16 protein-coding genes and 1 tRNA gene are annotated in these 19,137 nt (G+C 61.9%); 9 read left to right on the top strand and 8 right to left on the bottom strand.

The window, feature by feature from the left end; all coding sequences use genetic code 11:
- Positions 1 to 4 precede the first annotated feature (4 nt).
- Entirely contained in the window at positions 5 to 1,717 is a 1,713-nt protein-coding gene (locus K2L43_RS04205) for a DUF262 domain-containing protein (RefSeq protein ID WP_220638573.1), read from the top strand.
- A complete protein-coding gene (locus tag K2L43_RS04200; RefSeq protein ID WP_135148427.1) occupies positions 1,714 to 4,143 on the top strand; it encodes a DUF262 domain-containing protein in 2,430 nt (809 codons plus the stop codon). Before K2L43_RS04205 ends, K2L43_RS04200 begins: the two co-directional genes overlap by 4 nt.
- 241 nt (positions 4,144 to 4,384) lie before the next feature.
- Here K2L43_RS04200 and K2L43_RS04195 read toward each other — a convergent pair whose 3' ends face one another.
- The gene (locus K2L43_RS04195; protein ID WP_220638572.1) at positions 4,385 to 5,476 is read right to left on the bottom strand and encodes a site-specific integrase; all 1,092 of its coding nucleotides are present in this window, start codon (positions 5,474 to 5,476) and stop codon (positions 4,385 to 4,387) included.
- A 360-nt stretch (positions 5,477 to 5,836) separates the two neighbouring features.
- Between K2L43_RS04195 and pilB the strand changes: the two genes are divergently transcribed.
- The 6 genes from pilB to K2L43_RS04165 all read left to right on the top strand — a co-directional run bounded on the left by pilB (position 5,837) and on the right by K2L43_RS04165 (position 11,396).
- Entirely contained in the window at positions 5,837 to 7,570 is a 1,734-nt protein-coding gene (gene pilB / locus K2L43_RS04190) for a type IV-A pilus assembly ATPase PilB (protein ID WP_012655751.1), read from the top strand.
- Positions 7,571 to 7,589: 19 nt separating this feature from the next.
- Positions 7,590 to 8,807 (top strand): type II secretion system F family protein, encoded by a 1,218-nt coding sequence (locus K2L43_RS04185; protein ID WP_088887536.1) that lies wholly within the window; start codon positions 7,590 to 7,592, stop codon positions 8,805 to 8,807.
- Entirely contained in the window at positions 8,807 to 9,688 is an 882-nt protein-coding gene (locus tag K2L43_RS04180) for an A24 family peptidase (protein WP_220638571.1), read from the top strand. Before K2L43_RS04185 ends, K2L43_RS04180 begins: the two co-directional genes overlap by 1 nt.
- A 31-nt stretch (positions 9,689 to 9,719) precedes the next feature.
- Entirely contained in the window at positions 9,720 to 10,313 is a 594-nt protein-coding gene (coaE, locus tag K2L43_RS04175) for a dephospho-CoA kinase (RefSeq protein ID WP_253940107.1), read from the top strand.
- A 90-nt stretch (positions 10,314 to 10,403) separates the two neighbouring features.
- Positions 10,404 to 11,159, top strand: coding sequence for a cell division protein ZapD (zapD, locus tag K2L43_RS04170; protein WP_011804250.1), 756 nt, complete (start codon positions 10,404 to 10,406; stop codon positions 11,157 to 11,159).
- Between the two features lie 6 nt (positions 11,160 to 11,165).
- On the top strand, positions 11,166 to 11,396 hold the full coding sequence (locus tag K2L43_RS04165) for a DNA gyrase inhibitor YacG (protein ID WP_011804249.1): 231 nt from the start codon (positions 11,166 to 11,168) through the stop codon (positions 11,394 to 11,396).
- A gap of 68 nt (positions 11,397 to 11,464) precedes the next feature.
- Here K2L43_RS04165 and K2L43_RS04160 read toward each other — a convergent pair whose 3' ends face one another.
- From K2L43_RS04160 to K2L43_RS04140, 5 genes are all read right to left on the bottom strand, one after another.
- A complete protein-coding gene (locus K2L43_RS04160) occupies positions 11,465 to 11,911 on the bottom strand; it encodes an NUDIX domain-containing protein (RefSeq protein ID WP_220638570.1) in 447 nt (148 codons plus the stop codon).
- Complete coding sequence (locus K2L43_RS04155) at positions 11,908 to 12,786, bottom strand: ATP-binding protein (protein WP_011804247.1); 879 nt, start codon at positions 12,784 to 12,786, stop codon at positions 11,908 to 11,910. The genes K2L43_RS04160 and K2L43_RS04155 overlap by 4 nt, the downstream gene beginning before the upstream one ends.
- 54 nt (positions 12,787 to 12,840) lie before the next feature.
- Complete coding sequence (gene argJ / locus K2L43_RS04150; protein WP_220638569.1) at positions 12,841 to 14,070, bottom strand: bifunctional glutamate N-acetyltransferase/amino-acid acetyltransferase ArgJ; 1,230 nt, start codon at positions 14,068 to 14,070, stop codon at positions 12,841 to 12,843.
- Positions 14,071 to 14,170: 100 nt separating this feature from the next.
- Entirely contained in the window at positions 14,171 to 16,924 is a 2,754-nt protein-coding gene (gene secA, locus K2L43_RS04145) for a preprotein translocase subunit SecA (RefSeq protein WP_220638568.1), read from the bottom strand.
- Positions 16,925 to 17,059: 135 nt separating this feature from the next.
- On the bottom strand, positions 17,060 to 17,887 hold the full coding sequence (locus tag K2L43_RS04140) for a M23 family metallopeptidase (protein WP_255580582.1): 828 nt from the start codon (positions 17,885 to 17,887) through the stop codon (positions 17,060 to 17,062).
- A gap of 173 nt (positions 17,888 to 18,060) precedes the next feature.
- Between K2L43_RS04140 and K2L43_RS04135 the strand changes: the two genes are divergently transcribed.
- Entirely contained in the window at positions 18,061 to 18,360 is a 300-nt protein-coding gene (locus K2L43_RS04135) for a hypothetical protein (RefSeq protein WP_220638567.1), read from the top strand.
- A gap of 107 nt (positions 18,361 to 18,467) precedes the next feature.
- Here K2L43_RS04135 and K2L43_RS04130 read toward each other — a convergent pair.
- Together K2L43_RS04130 and K2L43_RS04125 are read right to left on the bottom strand one after the other, a co-directional pair.
- Positions 18,468 to 18,543 (bottom strand) — tRNA-Thr (locus K2L43_RS04130).
- A 60-nt stretch (positions 18,544 to 18,603) separates the two neighbouring features.
- Positions 18,604 to 19,131, bottom strand: coding sequence for a ClpXP protease specificity-enhancing factor (locus K2L43_RS04125; RefSeq protein ID WP_220638566.1), 528 nt, complete (start codon positions 19,129 to 19,131; stop codon positions 18,604 to 18,606).
- Positions 19,132 to 19,137: the final 6 nt, after the last annotated feature.

Raw genomic sequence — 19,137 nt, 5'->3', positions numbered from 1 at the left:
CCCGATGAGCTACAAACTCGAATACCGAACCATCTGCTTTGGTGTTGATTCAGCAAGCCGCCTGCCCACCCAGGGCATAGAGGGAACCTTCTTCATCCCCTCCTACCAACGCGGCTATCGCTGGACTGCGGACGAAGTCACCAAGCTGCTGGACGACATCTGGGAGAGCGCAGGCCAGCGCTACAGCCTGCAGCCTATCGTCGTGAAAAGCCTGGGCACCGGCGCATGGGAGCTGATCGACGGCCAGCAGCGCCTGACAACCCTGTGGCTGCTGCTGCGCTTCATGAACAAAGGTGAGCCCCGCTACCACCTGGAATACCAGACCAGGGCTGGCAGCCAGGCGTACCTGAGAGAACTTGATGCCGCGCAAGCTGAGGAAAACATCGACTACTTCCACATGCACCAGGCCTATGCAACGATTGCTGGCTGGTTCGCAAACAAGATGGGGCTGCAGTACCAACAATTTCTGGTCGATGAGATGTTCCGTTTTCTCTCGACCTCCGTGCGCATCATCTGGTACGAAGTTCCAGAAAACGAAGAGCCCATCCCACTGTTCACCCGCTTGAACCAGGGCCGCATTCCGTTGACCGATGCGGAGCTGCTCAAGGCGGTCCTGCTGTCGAAAGTGCAGGAAAAGCACCCTGGCCGCGAGACCGAGATCGCCGCGCAGTGGGACGGGATTGAGCGTGATTTGCAACGGCCGGATGTCTGGGCCTTCGTCACAGGCCAGGCAGCTGCACAGGGCCGCGTCACCCTGCAGCACGGCACGCGCATCGACCTGTTGTTCGATACCCTGGCAAAGAAGCCCGCCACGGGCGCGCCGGCGTATCACACCTTTGACCAATTGCGCCCTCAGGCCGAGGGCGATTCACTGGCCTTCTGGGCGAAAGTGGAAGCACTGCACGCGCAAATCCTGGGTTGGTTCGAAGAGCCGCTCTGGCACAACAAAATCGGTTTCCTGGTGACCTGTGGATTGTCCCTGCAGGCCATTTTCGACCTGGCCCAGGGGCAAGGCAAGAAGGCCTTCGACAATGCCCTTACCTCACGCATCAAGGCCACACTGAATACCCGCGCCGACGATCTCGACGGCACCCTGCACTACGAGAACAGCAGCCATAAAGTCACATTGCAGCGTCTGCTGCTATTGTTCAACATCGAGGTCCGCCGTGACCGCTTTCCATTCAAGGAGCACGTCGGCGCCACATGGTCCCTGGAGCATATCCATGCGCAGAACGCCCAGGACTTGATCCGCGCAGAGCAATGGGAGACGTGGCTTGCAGAGCATCGCCAGGCCTTGAGCGACATCCGGGCAACAGGCAACATGGCCGCTATTGACCCGTTGCTGGCCGACATCAACGCAGCTACTCCGCACCTGCATACCAAGCAGTTTGGTCTGGAAGAATTCAAGGCGCTGGCAGGGAGGGTTCTCGTGGAACTCAATGACGGCGTGGAAGAAGAGGCGGACCACAGCATTGCCAACCTGGCATTGCTATCCCTCGGCGCCAACGCCGCGCTGAGCAATGCAGTTTTTGAAGTCAAACGCAGCAAAGTGCTGGCGATGGACAGGCGCGGCGACTACATCCCGGCCGCCACGCGCAACGTGTTCCTGAAGTACTACGCGCCTGCAGACCGGCTGCAACCTCATTTCTGGGGAGACGCCGACAAAGACGCCTATCTCCGAGAAATCAAGAAAAAACTGGCCGCATACCTGCAATGACCGATACCCCCATGACCACACCGCCAGCACAAGGCGACGGCACCCTTACCAGTCTGGCACAACTGTTTTCCCGGCCCATCAATGGCACGCAAGTGCAAGCCATCGAGATCCCACTGTTCCAGCGCGACTACGCCCAAGGCCGCAAGAACGAGCAGGCACGCCAAGTGCGCGAACGCTTTATTGCCGACCTGTGTGCCGCGCTGGACAGCGATGGCAAGAGCCTTCACCTCGACTTCGTCTTTGGCGACGTAGTGAACAAGGAGGACGGCGGCAAGCAAATACCTACGCTGTACCCGCTGGACGGCCAGCAGCGCCTGACGACCCTCTTTCTGCTGCACTGCTATCTGGCCTGGCACCAGCCACAGAGCAGCGCAAGCGCGCAGCCGTGGCACGCATTTCAATACGCCACGCGCCCCGGCGCGCGGGCGTTCTGCCAGTTCCTGACCCAATGCAGGCCCCGCATGGATGCTCAGCCGGTTTCAGCATGGCTGTGCGACCAGGCCAACTACCTGCCCACCTGGAAGCACGACCCCACCATCCAGGGCATGCTGGTGGTGCTGGATGCTCTGCACCGGCACTACCAAGATCAACCCAGCGAACTCCTGCATGCCGCCTGGCTACGGCTGACCGACCCTGTAAACCCGGCGATCCGCTTCCTGCTGCTGCCCGTGGCCGCGCAAAAGCTCGACAACACGTTGTACGTGAAGATGAATTCACGCGGCAGGCCCTTGACCGGGTTCGAGAACTTCAAGGCCGACCTGGAAGCCCTGCTGCACAAGAACCCGGCACTGCTGGAAGCGGACGGCGCAGCCGTGAAGGCGTTCTCGCACAAGATCGACACAGACTGGGCCGACCTGTTCTGGCCCTACCGGGGCGACAACCACCTGATCGACGAAGAATGCGTGCGCTACCTGCGCTTTCTCTTCGAGGTGCGGGCGTGGAAACAAGGCCTGTCCGTGCAGACGAGCCTGGGCGACCTCAGCGCCCTTTCAGTTCTTTCGAAAGCTCTGCTGGGCAACCAGGCGTCAGCAGCCCACGACAACCTCGATTGGATTGCACGCGCACTCGATGTCTGGCTCACCGTGCAATCCGCTGGGTTGTCTGGCCCCCAAGCCATTGCCCCGCTGTTTACCAGCCTTTTTACCCGAGATACCGAGAGCATCGCTTCAACGCCCCTGCGCATCTTCAACTTCCGCGACTTCGGGGACGCCCCGGTGGGCGTGAACATGTTCCATGCCTGCTGCCGCCTGTATGGCACGCGCCCCTGGTCGCTGGCGCACACCGTGCTGCTGTATGGCGTGCTGCACGGCCTGATGCAGGGCACGCCGCTGGCAGACATGCACCACCGGTTGCGCATTCTGCGTAACCTGATCGAAGCCTCGCGCAGCGAAATCCGCGCCGACTCCACCCGCAACAATATGCCCGCTTTGCTCGCGGAGGTGGAAACCATCATGGCGGGCGGGCCGCTACATGCCGTGGAAACCTTCAATCAGGTTCAGGTTCGCAACGAGCAGGCCAAGCAAGCCCTGGTAGGGGCCCACCCCACGCTGCACGAATCCGTGTGCCAGCTCGAAGACCATGAACTGCTGCGCGGGGGATTGACAGTGTTCGACCTCAGCCCCGCACAGGATCCTCGCGCCTTTGCCAGCCGCGCAAGGCAGTTTTTCACGTTGTTCAAGCACCCTTACCACCAGGTCAGCGCCGCCCTTCTGGCCAAGGGCCATACAGGCAGAAGCCGCCAGCGCAGCTCGGGCCATCGCCTGACCTATATCGGAGCCCCGCGGCAGCGGCAGGCAGGGCTGTGGGAAAACCACTGGCGTATTCGCTACAACGAAGCCATCCACCCCAGCGCCGCTGCCCTGCAAGGCCTGCTGGACGACCTGGCCTTCGGACAAACACCGCAAGCCGTCATCGACACGTTCGTGCAAGCCCCTTCCACGCCAAAAGACTGGCGCTACTACATCGCCAAATACGAGGTAATGCGCGGTGCGAGCCTGGATTTCGCTGGCAACTACGTTCTGGGGCCCGGCCCAGGCTACGCCATCTGTATGCCCTTGAGCGACTCCTGCGACAACCGCAGCAACCACCATGACGCCTATTTGCTGGCTCTGGCCAACGAAGCGGGACTGCCCACATCAGACATTGGCAACCACGGTTGGCCGCGTTGCTTTCCAGGCCACGAAACCAATGAACGCCATCTAATACTACGACGCAGCGGGCTCAAGATCCGCTGTGTGGAAAACGGCTGGGCACTGAGCGATATCCCCAGCGAACCGGCACTGCGCAACGCCTTCGATACCGTGGCAAGCAAGTACGCCATTCAGGATGGCTTATTTGCCGTGCCGCAAACCCAGGGCATAGACATTGAAGACCGCATCATCATAGGCGCGCAGTTACTGCATGAGTTGATCGAAGCCGGACTTTGAGACTTGGCTTGCGCCCGAGAATACCCACCGACATGGCAAGCGCTACCAGCAAAAATTAAAGGAATGCTATAGGAACACCCTATAGGTATAGAGAAGGGGTAATCTAACGAACCGACAAGGGGCGATCTAACGAACCCCGCCCCAGCACGCAATCAGGGGCGATGTATCGAACCATCAAGGGGCGATGTAACGAGGACAACCCGAGCAGAACACAGCCTTGTCCACAGCCCAAGCAGCCGATCTACCCCAGCTTTTTCGCCAGGTCTTCGGCACGGGGATGGTAGTAACGCTTGAGCATGCGCAAATCCTTGTGACCTGTCACGGCAGACAACTCCAAGACGTTGCTCAGCTTTTCCGACAAACGAGACGCGGCTTCGTGGCGAGTGTCATGGAAATGGACATCCTCCAGAAAGCCGCGAACAGGCCGCTTTCCGGCTGCTCGGCAATCTTCCTTGTACTGCTGCTGGGCGCGTTCCAAAGCACGCTTGAATCCTTTGCGCAAAGCCATGGCCGTCGTGGGAAACACCGGCCCTTCAAGGACATCGCCTACACCAGCCAAAGTTTGCAGCTCCTGCAGGATAGCCACCGCCTTGCGTGACAAAGGCACCATGCGCGAATCGCCATTCTTGGTGTCTGGCAAAAAAGCTGTCTGCCGAGCCAGATTCACACACTCCCAGCGCAAGGCCAACAGCTCCCCCCGGCGCATCGCCGTCTCCACGGCTAATTCGACCAGGGGTTGCAACCATGGGTTGCGCGCCCCCTTGCTGAACGTGCCATCGGCCAGGTGCTCACCGCCCGTCAAGGCTGCGAGCAAATACACCATCTCCTCATCCGTAAAGCGCCTGTCCCTGGCTTTGGCCTTCTCCGGGCGGCGCACCAGGGGTACGGGGTTCTCGATATGGATGCCCCACTCACGCCGCGCGTGGTTGATTGCCGCCGACAGAACGTCGATTTCGCGGTTGACCGTCGCCCCACTGACCTGCTTGAGGCGACGGTCACGCCAAGCAGCGACAATCGAGCTGTTCAAAGCCGAAATCTTGATCTGGGTTAGAGCGGCATCCTTGAGCAAGACCTTGATCTTGGTGGACTCGATCACGGCTGACTTTTTCTGCGGCGTGACTTCCTGCTGGTACCGCAAGAGGATGTCGGCCAATGTGTTGCGTTCGGCCTCCCGACGGTCGATGAAGCCGGTTGTCTCCAGCTCTCGCTCCATCGCGCGAACCCAGCGTTCGGCATCCTCCTTGTAGGAGAAGGTTCTTGACTGAGCAGGGAAGCCACGGCGCCTGACCTTGGCTTGCCACTGCAGTTCTCCGCGTTTTGTGATCGTACCCACCGGCCCGTGTCCCCGAAGTGTCCCAAATAATGGATTTCATCATACAACCCATTGATTTCATTGGCAACGCAAAGGCGTTCGGGACGTAGAGGCCGGAGGTTCGAATCCTCTCACCCCGACCAGTTATTTTCATGCCCAAGCCCTGCATCGCGGGGCTTTTTTGCATCTGGACGCCGCCCGGAATGCCAAGGAACCGCAGATCTTTAATGCGGTTGCCCTCGCAGAGCCCATGCTGCCCTTAAGCCGCCGGCTGGGCAAATGTCACTCACACAACGCTTGCGCCATTAAGCCTGTACACACCTTGGGCGATCGGCGATGATTGAAGAGTTTCCCTTCCTTCCATAAGAATCCGCTAGTTACATGGCTGCTATCGACACACAGAAAGAAGCTCAACCCATTGCCCTACCCGGACTGGCGCGCGCGTTGATGTCTGTGGGCAAATTGGACCAAAAAGCGGCGGAAGAGATTTACAAAAAGTCACAAAATAGCCGCAGTAGCTTTATTGCAGAGCTCACGGAATCGAAAATCATCACGCCAAGTGATCTGGCCCATACGGTATCCACCGTATTCGGTGCTCCCTTGCTAGATGTCGATGCGATCGACCGGCAGCGCATCCCCAAAGACCTGTTGGACGTCAAACTTTGCCAGTCCTACAAAGTCATCGCTCTCAGTAAGCGCAATAACCGGCTCATCGTCGCCACCGCGGATCCGACATTTCAAGAGGCCGCAGAAAAGATCAAGTTCACCACACAAATGGGGGTGGACTGGATCATCGCGGAATATGACAAGCTGCTCCGCTTGATTGAGGCGAGCACGAAGAGCGGTACAGAAACGCTCGACGGCATTAACAGCAGTAATGATTTTGAGTTCGGCGATATTCCCGTTGATGAAGCTCCGGACGAGGACGCTGACAATCCCGCGGAAGTCGAGGATGCTCCCGTTGTCAAATTTCTGCACAAGATGCTGCTGGATGCTTTCAATATGCGTGCATCCGATTTGCATTTTGAGCCCTACGAGCACCATTACCGTGTCCGCTTCCGCATAGATGGCGAATTGCGCGAAATCGCATCGCCGCCAATTGCCATCAAGGAGAAGCTGGCCTCGCGCATCAAGGTGATCTCCCGCCTGGATATTTCGGAAAAACGCGTGCCCCAGGATGGCCGCATGAAGCTCAAGGTTGGGCCGGACCGGGTTATCGATTTCCGCGTCAGCACCCTGCCTACGCTCTTTGGCGAGAAGATCGTGATCCGTATTCTCGATCCGAGCAGCGCCAAGCTGGGTATTGACGCACTGGGATATGAGCCCGAGGAAAAGGAGCGTTTGCTGCAGGCCATCAACCGCCCTTATGGAATGATCCTGGTGACCGGACCCACGGGCTCCGGGAAGACCGTGTCGCTCTACACATGTCTCAATTTGTTGAACAAGCCCGGCGTCAATATTGCGACCGCTGAGGATCCCTCGGAAATCAACCTCCCGGGTGTGAACCAAGTCAACGTCAACGAAAAAGCCGGCCTCACGTTTGCCGTCGCGCTCAAGTCATTCCTTCGCCAAGATCCGGACATCATCATGGTGGGTGAAATCCGGGATCTGGAAACGGCAGACATTTCGATCAAAGCCGCGCAGACGGGTCACTTGGTGCTGTCCACCCTGCACACCAATGACGCCCCCACGACATTGACGCGCATGCGCAATATGGGTATCGCGCCCTTCAATATCGCATCCAGCGTGATTCTTATTACGGCGCAGCGACTGGCGCGTCGCTTGTGCCCCAATTGCAAGGCGCCCGTGGACATTCCACATGAGACGCTGCTGGAGGCCGGCTACCGGGACGAGGAGATCGACGGCTCATGGGTCACCTACCGACCGGTGGGCTGCTCCGCCTGCAATAACGGATACAAGGGGCGCGTGGGCATTTACCAGGTCATGCCGGTGTCCGAAGAAATCCAGCGCATCATCCTGCGCGATGGAAGCGCACTGGAAATCGCCGAACAGGCACGCCTGGAAGGCGTCCGTTCTCTGCGTGAATCCGGGCTTCACAAGGCAAAAATGGGATTGACCTCCTTGGAAGAGGTCTTGGCTGTCACCAACGAATAAACAATCGAGAGAGAAAACAATGGCGACCGTTGCATCGAGGGGCATCAAGGACTTTGTCTTCGAGTGGGAGGGCAAGGATCGTAGCGGCAAGATCGTACGCGGCGAAGTACGCGCCGCGGGAGAGAATCAGGTCAAGGCGACGCTGCGGCGGCAGGGCGTTCTGCCAACGAAGATCAAGAAGCGCCGGATGAGCGCGGGCAAAAAGATCAAGCCCAAAGACATCGCGCTGTTCACGCGCCAGATGGCCACGATGATGAAGGCCGGCGTTCCACTGCTTCAGGCATTTGATATCGTGGGCCGGGGTAATACCAATCCCAGTGTGACCAAGCTGCTCAACGATATCCGCGGCGATGTGGAGACAGGAACGTCCCTGAATGCCGCGTTCCGTAAATATCCGATGTACTTCGACAGCCTCTACTGCAACCTCGTAGAGGCCGGCGAAGCCGCCGGTATTCTGGAAGCGTTGCTCGACCGGCTGGCCCTGTACATGGAGAAGACCGAGGCCATCAAATCCAAGATCCGGTCGGCGCTGATGTATCCGATCTCAGTGATCATCGTTGCGTTTGTCGTGGTGACGATCATCATGATTTTCGTGATTCCCGCGTTCAAAGAGGTTTTCACCTCGTTCGGAGCCGACCTGCCCGCCCCTACCCTGTTCGTGATGGCCATCAGCGAATTCTTCGTGGCTTACTGGTGGCTGATATTCGGCGTCATCGGCGGGGGGTTCTACTTCTTCATGCAGGCCTGGAAGCGCAGCGAAAAAATGCAGCGTTTCATGGACCGTTTCCTGCTGAAAATGCCCATCTTCGGTGCATTGATCGACAAGTCCTGTGTTGCCCGTTGGACCCGCACCCTGTCGACCATGTTCGCTGCCGGTGTGCCATTGGTGGAGGCACTGGACTCGGTGGGCGGTGCATCGGGCAACTCGGTCTACGCCATCGCGACGGAGAAGATTCAGCAGGAAGTCTCCACAGGTACCAGCCTGACGGCCGCCATGGGGAATGCCAACGTATTCCCCTCCATGGTGCTGCAGATGTGTGCGATCGGCGAGGAATCCGGCTCCATCGACCACATGCTGGGCAAAGCCGCCGATTTTTACGAAGCCGAAGTGGATGAAATGGTGGCCGGCCTGTCCAGCCTGATGGAGCCCATCATCATCGTGTTCCTGGGCACGCTGATCGGTGGCATCGTGGTGTCCATGTACCTTCCGATCTTCAAGCTCGGGCAAGTGGTTTGATGTCAGGCTCGCTAGCAGTGGACGCCGTGCTGGTGGGCGTCCTGGGGATGCTGATCGGAAGCTTTCTCAACGTCGTGATCCACCGCCTTCCGCGCATGATGGAACGGCAATGGGCCGCAGAATGCCGGCAGTACGGGCAGGATGTAGGGCTGCTTTCCTCGGCGGCGCTTCCTGAGGCCGACAACGAGCCCCTCAGCCTGTCCAAGCCGCGTTCACGCTGCCCCTCCTGCGGCCACGCGATCCGCTGGTACGAAAACATTCCGGTCCTGAGCTATTTAGCCCTGCGAGGCCGGTGCGCGGGTTGCAGCACGCGCATCAGCCCCCGGTATCCGCTGGTGGAGCTGGCGACGGGTGCCTTGTTCTATGCATGCGCGCTCCGCTGGGGCTGGAGCCTCTCGACCGCCGCCTGGTGCGGTTTCTCGGCCGCGCTGGTCACGCTGGCATGCATCGACTGGGACACCACGCTTCTACCCGACGACATCACGTTGCCGTTGCTGTGGGCGGGCCTGCTTGCGGCCGTCTTGCGCTGGATTGAAGTGCAGCCCGTGGATGCCGTCATCGGCGCCGCGGCGGGCTACCTGTCCCTCTGGTCCGTGTACTGGGGGTTCAAGCTGGCCACAGGCAAGGAAGGCATGGGCTATGGCGACTTCAAACTGTTTGCCGCGCTGGGCGCCTGGTTTGGCTGGCAGGCGCTCGTGCCGATCATTCTGCTGGCCTCGGTCATCGGCGCCATCGTCGGTATCGCCATGAAGCTGGCCAGCACCCTGCGCGAAGGCAAGTACGTCCCCTTCGGCCCGTTCCTGGTGGGAGGAGGCATGGCCGCCATGCTGTGGGGCCCCGGGCGCATCATGCAGGCCGTCTTTTCCGTGCTGGGGCTCTAAGGTGGGCTCTGGGCAGGCCGGTCCCCGCTCGGTGAAACTGGGCGTGACGGGCGGCATCGGCAGCGGCAAAAGCACGGTGGCCGGCATGTTGCGACAGAACGGCGCGGCACTGATCGACGCCGATGCCATCGCCCGCTCGGTGACCGAGGCGGAAGGCGCCGCCATCGCGGCCCTGCGCGACGAGTTCGGCCCCGACTACATCACCGACGGCGCGCTGGACCGGGCACGCATGCGCACCCTCGTTTTCAGCGATCCCACGGCGAAGCAGCGACTGGAAGCCATCGTTCACCCCTTCGTGGGACGCGAGATCGCACACGCTGCGGCACAGGCGCACCGCGCGGGCCACGCACTCATCGTGTTCGACATTCCGCTGCTGACGGAGTCGCCCCGTTGGGCCCGGCAGCTGGACGCTGTCCTGGTCGTAGATTGCCGGGAGGAGACGCAGATCCAGCGTGTGCAGATGCGCAGCGGTCTGACCGCCGATGCCGTGCGCGCCATCATGGCCACACAGAGCCCACGCGCCACGCGCCGCGCGGCCGCCGACCTGGTGATCTACAACGACGGGTTGGCGCTGTCAGATTTGCAAACAAAGGCACGCGAGATCGCCGTATTCTTCGGGCTATGATGTGTTCGCACCGGCGTGGTGTGCAATGGTCTGCCGCAGCGCAGCGCTCGCACCCCGCCCCACACCGTGCGCACTCAGGAACCCCGTAGCGTGATCCTTTACGAATACCCTTTCAACGAACGCCTGAGAACCTATCTGCGGCTTGAGCAGCTGTTTCGCCGGCTGGGCGAGCTCATCGCGCGCCCGCATCCCCTGGACCATCACTATGCCCTCGTGACCATGTTCGAGGTCATGGACGTGGCGGCCCGGGCCGACCTCAAAGCCGACGTGCTCAAGGATCTGGAAAAGCACAAGCACCAGCTGGATGCCTATCGCGGCAACCCCTCCATCTCCGAGGAAGCCCTGGACGGCGTGATCGCCCAGCTCGACCAGTGCTTTGCCGCACTCAACGCGCAAAACGGCAAGGCCGGCCAGGCGTTGACCGAGAACGATTGGCTCATGAGCATTCGCAGCCGCGTGGGCATCCCCGGGGGCACCTGCGGCTTTGATCTGCCCGCCTACTACGCGTGGCAGCACCGTCCGCCCCAGGACCGCCAGCACGACCTGCACCACTGGGCCGCCACGCTGGGGCCGTTGGCAGAGTCCGTCTACGTGTTGCTGCGCCTGCTGCGTGATTCGGGGCTGCCGCAGAAAGTGGCGGCCGAGCGCGGGCAGTTCCAGCAGAACCTGCCCCAGGGCCGCACCTTCCAGCTGCTGCGCTTGGCAATCGACCCTGCACTGCAACTCATCCCGGAGATCAGCGGCAACCGCCTCATCGTTTCGGTGCGGCTGATGCGCCAGGAAGAAGGCGGCCGCCTGGTTCCCAGCACCGAGGACGCGGCATTTGAACTGACTCTGTGCGCCTGACACGACATGACCGGCACACCCTCCCGCTCCGACACACCTGCGCCCCAAGGCAAGCGAGTGCCTTGCCCGACCTGCGGCGGCCCGAGCCTGTACAGCCCGGCCAACCGCTTCCGCCCGTTTTGCAGTGAACGCTGCAAGCAGATCGATCTGGGGGCCTGGGCAGCCGAAGATTTCCGCATGCCGGCCGAGGCGCCGCCGGAGGATGCGGAGTTCGGCGATCCCAAGCGCCAGCCGTGATATTTGAAGAAAAGGCTGCTAGCGCTTATCCAGCAAGCGCAAGCAGCTATGTATTTTGAAGCAACGTCTCACGCCAGCAGCGAAGCGTCGAACACCTCGCCACGCTCCTCGGCCAGCCACTGCAGCACGGGGTAGGCGCCCGGCAGCACCGGCTTGACCTGCAGCGGCCAGTGCTGCCAGGCCATGGTCTGGCCCTCGCGCATTTCGAACGCACCGCTCCATTCGCGCACCTTGCACCAGTGCAGGCGCACGAGGGCATGCGGGTAGTCATGCTCGGTCACCTTCCAGGCCTCCACCGGGCCGATGGTCACGCCCAGTTCCTCGATGAGTTCGCGGCGCAGCGCCTGCTCCACGGATTCCCCGGCTTCGATCTTGCCGCCCGGGAACTCCCAGTAGCCCGCATAGGGCTTGCCCGGGGGGCGGGTGGACAGCAGCATCGCCCCGTCCTCCCGCAGCAGAATGCCCACGGCGACCTCGGTGTGCTTGCGCTGTGGCGTGCTGGTCGATTCGCTCATGCGCCCTCGCCCTCCCGCCCTGCGAAATCCCGGGCAAATTGATAGGCCACGCGGCCGCTGCGTGAGCCGCGCTCCAGCGCCCACACCAGCGCCTGCGGGCGCGCGGCCTCGATAGCCTGGGCGGGTACGCCCAGCGCAGCCAGCCACTGCGCCACGATGGCCAGGTACTCGTCCTGGCTGAACGGGTAGAAGCTCACCCACAGGCCGAAGCGCTCGGACAGGGAGATTTTTTCCTCCACCGCCTCGCCCGGATGGACCTCGCCATCGTCGGTGTGGGTGTAGCCCAGGTTCTCCTTCATGTATTCAGGGAGCAGGTGGCGCCGGTTGCTGGTGGCATACACCAGCACATTGGGCGTGGCCGCGGCGACCGAGCCGTCCAGGATCGACTTAAGGGCCTTGTACCCGGCCTCTCCATCCTCAAAGCTCAGGTCATCGCAGTAAACGATGAACTTCTCGGGCCGGCCGGAGACCACGTCCACAATGTCGGGCAGATCCGTCAGGTCCGCCTTGTCCACCTCGATCAGACGCAGGCCCTGGGGTGCATAGCTGTTCAGGCATGCCTTGATGAGCGAGGACTTGCCCGTGCCGCGCGCACCGGTCAGCAGCACGTTGTTGGCGGGCTTGCCTTCGACGAACTGCTGGGTGTTGCGCTGGATCTTTTCCTTCTGCGCATCGATCTCCTTGAGATCGGACAGCTGCATGGCGGCCACATGGCGCACCGGCTCCAGCACACCATGGCCGCCGCTGCGTTTGCGGTAACGCCAGGCGATGGAGGCCGCCCAGTCCGGCGCCGACAATGGCTGCGGCAAGACCGCCTCGATACGGGAGATGAGCTGCTCCGCACGCGCGATCAGCTGGTCGAATTTATCAGTCATTTTCGGCTCTAGCGCTTATCTAACAAGCGCTGACAGCTATCAAAAGGGAAGCATTCAAGAGCGGTAATCCGCGTTGATGGTCACGTAGTCGTGGCTCAGGTCGCAGGTCCACACCGTGTCCACCGCCGTACCGCGGCCCAGCACCACGCGCACGGTGATCTCGCTTTGCTTCATCACGCGCTGGCCGTCTTCCTCGCGGTAGGCCGGATTGCGCCCGCCCTGCACGGCCACATGCACGTCGTCCAGGAACAGGTCGATCTTGGTCTGGTCCAAGTCCGCAATGCCTGCGTAGCCCACGGCCGCCAGGATGCGGCCCAGGTTCGGGTCGCTGGCAAAGAAGGCCGTCTTGACCAGCGGCGAATGCGCGATGGCATAGGCCACCTGCCGGCACTCTTCGCCTGTCTGGCCGCCCTCTACGCGCACCGTGATGAACTTGGTCGCACCCTCTCCATCGCGCACGATGGCCTGTGCCAGCTTTTGCGCCACTTCCAGCAACGCGGCCTTGAGCGCACGGCCCTCGGCGCTGTCGAGCGAGGTGATGGGCGCGTGCCGCGCCTTGTGCGTGGCCATCAGCACGAACGAGTCGTTGGTGCTGGTGTCGCCGTCGATGGTCACGCGGTTGAAGGACTGGTCCGCCAGCTCGCGCACGAGCGGGCGCAGCAACTCGGGCGCGATGCAGGCATCCGTGGCCAGGAAGCCCAACATGGTCGCCATGTTGGGGCGGATCATGCCCGCGCCCTTGGAGATGCCGGTAATGGTCACTGTTGCACCGCCCAACTGCACCTGCGTGCTGAACGCCTTGGGCAGCGTGTCGGTGGTCATGATGCCTTCGGCCGCGCGCGCCCAGTGGCCGGGCTGTGCATCGGCCAGCGCGGCGGGCAGCGCGGCTGCAATGCGCTCGTGCGGCAGCGGCTCCATGATGACGCCGGTGGAAAACGGCAGCACCTGGCTGGCCGCCAGACCCAGGTGGCCGGCTAGTGCCTCGCAGGTGGCGCGCGCACGCGCGAGGCCGTCCGCGCCCGTACCGGCGTTGGCGTTGCCCGTGTTCACCACCATGGCGCGAATCGCCTGGCCGCCGTCCAGGTGCTCACGGCACACCTGTACCGGCGCGGCGCAGAAACGGTTCTGCGTGAACACGCCCGCGACGGTGGTGCCTTCGTCCAGCAGGAACACGGTCAGGTCTTTGCGCTGCGCCTTGCGCACACCGGCTTCGGTCACGCCGATGCGCACGCCGGCCACGGGGTGCAAATCCGATGCAAGAGGAGCGGAGAGATTCACGGGCATGCGTCGTATTCCTTCAGAAAGAGACGTCGGGGAAACAGGAGAAAAGGCACTGCCAAAGTGCGAACACGGGCCGCAGCCCGTGTTCTTCATTGTGCCGGCATCACGCCAGCTTGCCGTGGCACTGCTTGTACTTTTTACCGCTGCCGCAGGGGCAGGGGTCGTTGCGGCCCACGCGCACGCCGGCGGCGGCAGGCTGCGCGGCGGTGGCGGCATCGGCCACCGTCTCCACTTCGCCGGTCTCGGTGGGCGAGCTGTAGGTAACGTTGCTGATGCCCTCACCCCGGTCTTCCATGGCCTGCGTGGCCTCGTCCAGTTGGGCGCTGGATTGCACCTGCACGGTCATCATGAGGCGCGTGACTTCGTTCTTGACCTGGTCGATCAGCTGGCGGAAGAGCTCGAACGCCTCGCGCTTGTATTCCTGCTTGGGCTGCTTCTGCGCATAGCCGCGCAGGTGGATGCCCTGGCGCAAATAATCCAGCGCGGAGAGGTGATCGCGCCAGTTGGTGTCGAAGCTCTGCAGCAGCACCATGCGCTCGAACTGCGTGAAGTTCTCCGCGCCCACCTGCCCCACCTTGGCCTGGAAGGCCTCTCGGGCGGCCTGCTGCACCTTCTCCAGAATCTCTTCGTCGGTGATGGCGTCCGAGCCTTCCACCTCTTTCTGCAGCGCCAACGACACTTGCCAGTCGTTGGCCAGCGCCTTTTCCAGGCCTGCGAGGTCCCACTGTTCTTCCACGGACTCGGCAGGCACGTACTGGCGCACCACGTCGGCCAGGCAATCGTCGCGCATGGCGTCGATCAACACGCCCAGGTCGGGGGCGTCCAGGATTTCATTGCGCTGCTGGTAGATCACCTTGCGCTGGTCGTTGGCGACGTCGTCGTACTCCAGCAGCTGTTTGCGGATGTCGAAGTTGCGCGCCTCAACCTTGCGCTGCGCCGACTCGATGCTGCGCGTGACAATACCCGCCTCGATCGCTTCGCCGTCGGGCATCTTCAACCGGTCCATGATGGCCTTGACGCGGTCGCCCGCGAAGATGCGCATCAATTGGTCATCCAGACTTAGATAGAAGCGCGAAGAGCCCGGATCGCCCTGACGGCCCGAGCGGCCGCGCAGCTGGTTGTCGATACGGCGGGATTCATGGCGCTCGGTCGCGATGATGCGCAGGCCGCCGAGTGCCGTCACCTTCTCGTGGTCGAGCTTCCACTGCGCGCGCAGTTCCTGCACACGCGCGGCTCGCTCGGCTTCTGACAGCGACTCATCGGCCTCCAGCGCGGCGATCGCCTTTTCCACGTTGCCGCCCAGAACGATGTCGGTACCGCGGCCCGCCATATTGGTGGCGATGGTGATCATGCCGGGGCGTCCCGCCTGGGCCACGATATCGGCCTCGCGCGCGTGCTGCTTGGCGTTGAGTACCTGGTGCGGCAGGCCTGCCTTGTTCAGCAACTCGGCGATGATTTCCGAGTTCTCGATGGAAGTAGTACCCACCAGCACCGGCTGGCCACGCTCGTGGCATTCGCGGATGTCGGCAATCGCAGCCTCGTACTTCTCACGCGTCGTCTTGTACACGCGGTCGAGCTGGTCGTCGCGCTTGCTGGGCCGGTTGGGCGGGATCACCACGGTTTCCAGACCGTATATTTCCTGGAACTCATAGGCCTCGGTATCGGCCGTACCGGTCATGCCCGAGAGCTTGTTATAGAGGCGGAAGTAGTTCTGGAAGGTGATGGAGGCCAGCGTCTGGTTCTCGGCCTGGATGTTCACGCCTTCCTTGGCTTCGACGGCCTGGTGCAGGCCTTCGCTCCAGCGGCGGCCGGCCATCAGGCGGCCCGTGAACTCGTCCACGATCACGATCTCGCCGTTCTGCACGACGTAGTGCTGGTCGCGGTGATAGAGATGGTTGGCGCGCAGCGCCGCGTACAAGTGATGCACCAGCGTGATGTTGGCCGGATCGTAGAGCGACGCCCCTTCCGGAATCAGCCCCTGGCTGGCCAGGATGCGCTCTGCATTCTCGTGGCCCTGCTCCGTCAGGAACACCTGGTGCGTCTTTTCGTCGAGGGTGAAATCCCCCGGTTTGGTCACGCCCTCGCCCGTACGCGGGTCGGCCTCACCCTCCTGGCGCACCAGCAGGGGCACCACCTTGTTCATGGCCACATACAGCGCCGTGTGGTCCTCTGCCTGGCCGCTGATGATCAGGGGGGTACGCGCCTCATCGATCAGGATGGAGTCCACCTCATCGACGATGGCGTAGTTGAGGCCGCGCTGCACGCGCTCGCGCGCGTCGTACACCATGTTGTCGCGCAGGTAGTCGAACCCGTACTCGTTGTTCGTTCCGTAGGTGATGTCCGCCTGGTAGGCGGCCTGCTTTTCTTCGCGGGGCATTTGAGGCAGGTTGATACCCACCGTGAGGCCCAGGAAGTTGTACAGCCGCCCCATCCACTGCGCGTCACGGCCCGCAAGATAGTCGTTCACTGTCACCACGTGCACGCCCTGGCCCGACAGGGCGTTCAGGTAAACGGGCAGCGTCGCCGTCAGCGTCTTGCCCTCGCCCGTGCGCATCTCGGCGATCTTGCCGTAATGCAGCGCCATGCCACCCACCAGCTGAACGTCGAAGTGGCGCATTTTCATGATGCGCTTGGAACCCTCGCGCACCACGGCAAAGGCTTCGGGTAGCAGAGCGTCCAACGATTCGCCCTGTGCAATGCGATCCTTGAATTCCTGCGTCTTGCCCCGCAGCGCCTCGTCACTCAGCTTCTCATAGTCGGGCTCCATCGCATTGATGCGAGCAACCGTCTTGCGATACTGCTTGAGCAGGCGGTCATTGCGACTGCCGAATATTTTGGTGAGGAAGTTGGTGGCCATGCGAACACGACCGCACTACACGCCAACGAGCGGCAGAGCGACCGGAATCCCTGTGATGATGTGAATCCAGATGGAGACCCCCGTCCACCATTGCAAGTACCTGCAATCCGAGGTGGCGGGCCTGATCGAAAGATTCTACCTGTGCGCCAGGTGCCCAATGGCAGCGCGCCCCGTGAGGGCGTGTGGCATCGGTGCGGGCTCTCCCGCGAAGAGGAATTTCTGCGGATCCTGCGGCACGCCTTGCACCCACACTTCGAAATGCAAATGCGGCCCCGTGGAGCGGCCCGTACTTCCCACTTCCGCGATTTTCTGTCCCCGGCGCACGATGTCTCCCGCCTTCACCAGGGTTTTGGAGGCGTGGGCGTAGCGGGTGACGAGTTGGCTTCCGTGGTCTATCTCCACCATGTTGCCATAGGCGGGGTGGTACTCCTGGGCGATCACCACGCCGCCGGCCGCGGCCACGATGGGCGTGCCGGTTCCGGCCGAGAAGTCCAGCCCGGTATGCAACGCGGACTGGCCGGTAAAAGGATCAATGCGCCAGCCGAACGGCGAACCAACAGCCGTGTCGCGCACGGGAACCTGGGTCGGGATCAAGTGCTTGCGGATGTGCTGGTCAAAGAGGCGTGACTCTGCCACCGTCATCAAATCCGTCCGCCGGCCGGTGATGGCGACCAGGTCGTCCAAGGCCGCATTCAGTTCGTCGAGCCCCAGCGGGCGCCCAGCCACCAGCATGCCTCCACGGCCCGGCAGGCTCTGCACCTCGGACCCAGGCAGACCGGCCAGGCCTCGAACACGCTCACCCAGCGATTCCAGTTGGAGCACACGGGCTTGCATGTCTCCCAGCTTGCGCGCCATCGCATCGATGTTGGCGCGCATGAACCGCTCGCGCTGGGCTTGCTCATCCTGCACAGCCAGTCGTGCCATGGAGCCCACTACGGGCCAGCCCTCGCGCACGCCATGCATCAGCACCCAGTGTTATGCCATCACGGCCATGAACAGCAGTGCCATGAAAATCCCAGCTAGAGCGCAGATCAGTTGCACACCGCTGAGGTGTATGGCGCGGCTTCGCGCGAGCCACGCATCCGTAATAATCACCTGCACGTTTTTCCCTCGTCGCTGGTTGGACCAGTCTCTGTATGAATCGTCGTCACCACGCCATCTCACTCCAGCAAGCCTCGCAGGAGTCGCCGACGTTGGCGAAGCTGACCGCGCTCACCCAGGAGTCCAGTGCCCGGCTGAAAGCCATCGAGGGCTTGATACCCCCGATGCTGCGCCCCGCCATTCAGGCAGGGCCGATTGAAGGCGCTTGTTGGTGCCTGCTGGTCCGCAGCAATGCCGCCGCCGCAAAAGTCCGGCAATTGCTGCCCGCATTCGAGGCACATCTGCGCAGTCGGGGATGGGAGGTTAACTCCATACGCCTGAAAGTTCAAACCTGAGCACTCAGGCGAAAGACGCCAGCTGCGCCGCAGGCATGGCGTCGCAAAAGAAAAGGCCGCACGCAAAAGAAAAGCCGCATGTCCCTGCGAACATGCGGCCTGTGCAATGGTGCCGATTGTCGGATTCGAACTGACGACCTACCGCTTACAAGGCGGGTGCTCTACCAACTGAGCTAAATCGGCGAATTCCAGATTCTAGCGTTCAAAACGCACGGCTCAAATTGATGCACCTTGAAAGATGTCTCATTTGATGCGTTTGAGCGAAGGACGCCCTGCCCCCCCTGTGGGCGGAGGCGGTCGCGGCGCCTCCTCGTGCGCATCGCTCACAGAGCCGTCAACCGATTGCAACTGAACAGGTCCACGCTCGGAAACCGTGGAGGCCGGGACACCCGGTCCAGCGCCCGAGTCCTCGGCTGACACTACAGTAGCGGCCGGCGGCACGGACACTTCTTCTTCCAAGGGGAAGGCCATGCCCTGTCCGTTTTCACGGGCATAGATGGCGACGACCCGGCGCACCGGGACCATGATGTCGTGCGGCCTGCCGCCGAAGCGTGCCTTGAACTCGATGAAATCGTTGCCCAGTTGCAGCCCGCTCGTCGCGTCGTAGCTTGCGTTCAGGACAATCTCGCCGTTGTTGACGTACTCACGCGGTACCTGAACGGATTCGTTCACACGCACCACCAGATAGGGCGTGAAGCCGTTGTCCGTGCACCACTCATACAGAGCACGAATGAGATAGGGGCGCGTGGAGGGAAATTCCTGGGGCTTCATCGTACG

Origin of the sequence: Diaphorobacter sp. MNS-0, from assembly GCF_019602835.1 — a bacterium.
GTDB lineage: Bacteria > Pseudomonadota > Gammaproteobacteria > Burkholderiales > Burkholderiaceae_C > Diaphorobacter > Diaphorobacter nitroreducens.
Note: the sequence above shows the minus strand (reverse complement) of the source record. Positions and strands in the feature narration are given on the sequence as shown.